This window comes from Propioniciclava sp., from assembly GCF_029977985.1.
GTDB lineage: Bacteria > Actinomycetota > Actinomycetes > Propionibacteriales > Propionibacteriaceae > Propioniciclava.
This window is the reverse complement of sequence record NZ_JARKOT010000147.1, coordinates 1-1,888: the sequence shown is the minus strand read 5'-3', so window position 1 is coordinate 1,888 and position 1,888 is coordinate 1. Positions and strand designations below refer to the sequence as shown.

General features: G+C 69.4%; 2 protein-coding genes. Both read left to right on the top strand.

The genetic code is table 11. From position 1 onward, the window contains the following. Positions 1-1,679, top strand: a 1,679-nt coding sequence (locus Q1K57_RS09300; protein WP_300081404.1) for an AAA family ATPase, incomplete at its 5' end; no start/stop codon positions are given. A 48-nt stretch (positions 1,680-1,727) separates the two neighbouring features. Next, on the top strand, positions 1,728-1,888 hold a 161-nt coding region (locus Q1K57_RS15740; protein WP_366525362.1), incomplete at its 3' end, for a helix-turn-helix domain-containing protein.

Below are 1,888 nucleotides of genomic sequence, written 5' to 3'. Positions count from 1 at the left end.
TCGACGAGGCATCCCTGGCCGGCACCGCCTCCCTCGACCGCATCACCGCCGAAGCCGAACAAGCCGGCGCGAAAGTGCTGCTGGTCGGTGACTGGGGGCAACTCCAATCGGTCGACGCCGGCGGTGCGTTCTCGATGCTCGTCCACGCCCGCGACGGCAGCCCAGAACTACTCGACGTCCACCGCTTCACCCACGAGTGGGAGAAGACCACCTCCCTCCAGCTCCGACACGGCCGTCCCGAGGCGATCGACACCCTCATCGACCACGACCGCATCACCGGCGGCGAACAGGAAGCCATGATCGCCACCGCCTACACCGCGTGGCGGCGCGACCTTGCCGCCGGGCGGGCGTCGATCCTCGTGGCCGAGACGCACGAGACCGTCACCGCCCTCAACGCCAGAGCGCGGGCAGACAGGATCATGGACGGCACCGTGCGCGGCACCCGAGAAGTCGGGCTGCGCGACGGAACCGCGGTCTCGGAGGGCGATCTGGTCATCACCCGCCACAACGACCGCCGCCTACGCAACGGCCGATCCTGGGTCCGCAACGGCGACCGCTGGACCGTCACCGGGGTTCATACGGACGGGTCGGTCAGCATCCGCCCGATCGACCGCCGGCGTCGCGGCGGGATCGTCCTGCCCGCCGACTACGTGGCCGAACACCTCGACCTCGGCTACGCCATCACCGCCCACAGAGCGCAAGGCGTGACCACCGACACCTCGCACGTCATCGCCACCGCGACCACCACGAGGGAGAACTTCTACGTCGCCATGACCCGCGGCGCGGACGGGAACTATGCCTATGTCGTCCTTGACCGGCCCGATGACAGCCACGGGGTGCCGCACCCCGCCGACAACTCGGTCGCCACCGCCCGGTCGGTGCTCTACGGCGTGATCCAGCACACCGGCGCCGAACTCTCCGCGCACGAGACGATCACCGCAGAACAGGAACGGTGGAGCAACATCGGCCAGCTCGCCGCCGAGTACGAAACCATCGCCCAAGCCGCCCAACACGACCGCTGGGCCACCCTCCTCGCGACCGCCGGACTCACAAGCGAGCAGGTCGAGGCCGTGCTCGACTCCGACGCCTACCCGGCGCTCTCGGCCGAGCTGAGGCACGCTGAAGCCAACCACCACAACCTCGACACCCTGCTCCCGCGTCTCATCGCCGCGCGGGGGCTGGGTGATGCCGACGACATCGCTTCGGTGATCCACGCCCGCGTCGCCCGCGCCACGGCCCGGCCCGCCGGGTCCGGCCGTACACGCAAACCACCTCGGCTCATCGCCGGCCTCGTCCCATACGCGGACGGGCCGATGGCCGACGACATGCGCCAAGCCCTGGATGAACGCCGCGAGCTGATCGAAGCCCGAGCCGACGCCGTACTCACGGGCGCGCTCACCGACAGCACGCCGTGGACAGCCCGGCTCGGCCTGGAACCCAAGGACGCGAAGCAGCGGACGGCATGGCGGCGAGCGGCCGTCATCGTCGCGGCGTACCGGGACCGCTACCAGATCACCGACGACCGAACCCCACTCGGCCCAGCGCCGCAGAGCACCAGCCAGAAGATCGACGCCGCACGAGCCCGCGCTGCCGCAAGCACGGCCCGGACCCTCGCAGGAGTCGCTGATGGGCCGCACGAGCGACCCGCCACGATTCCTCGTCCGAGCCACCAGCTGTGATGAACCCCGGATTCTGAGTGGCAGAAGCGCAACTCTGCTAGCGTGAAGATGCGTCCCGCTCAAGGAGGCTATAGGAAGATGGCGGAAGAACAGGAAGTTCTGACTGCGGAGGAGGCAGCAGCACTGCTGCGAGTCTCAACCAAGACTGTGCTCGCACTGGCGCGCGCAGGCTCCCTTCCTGGGGAGAAGGTCGGCCGCGCCTGGCGCTT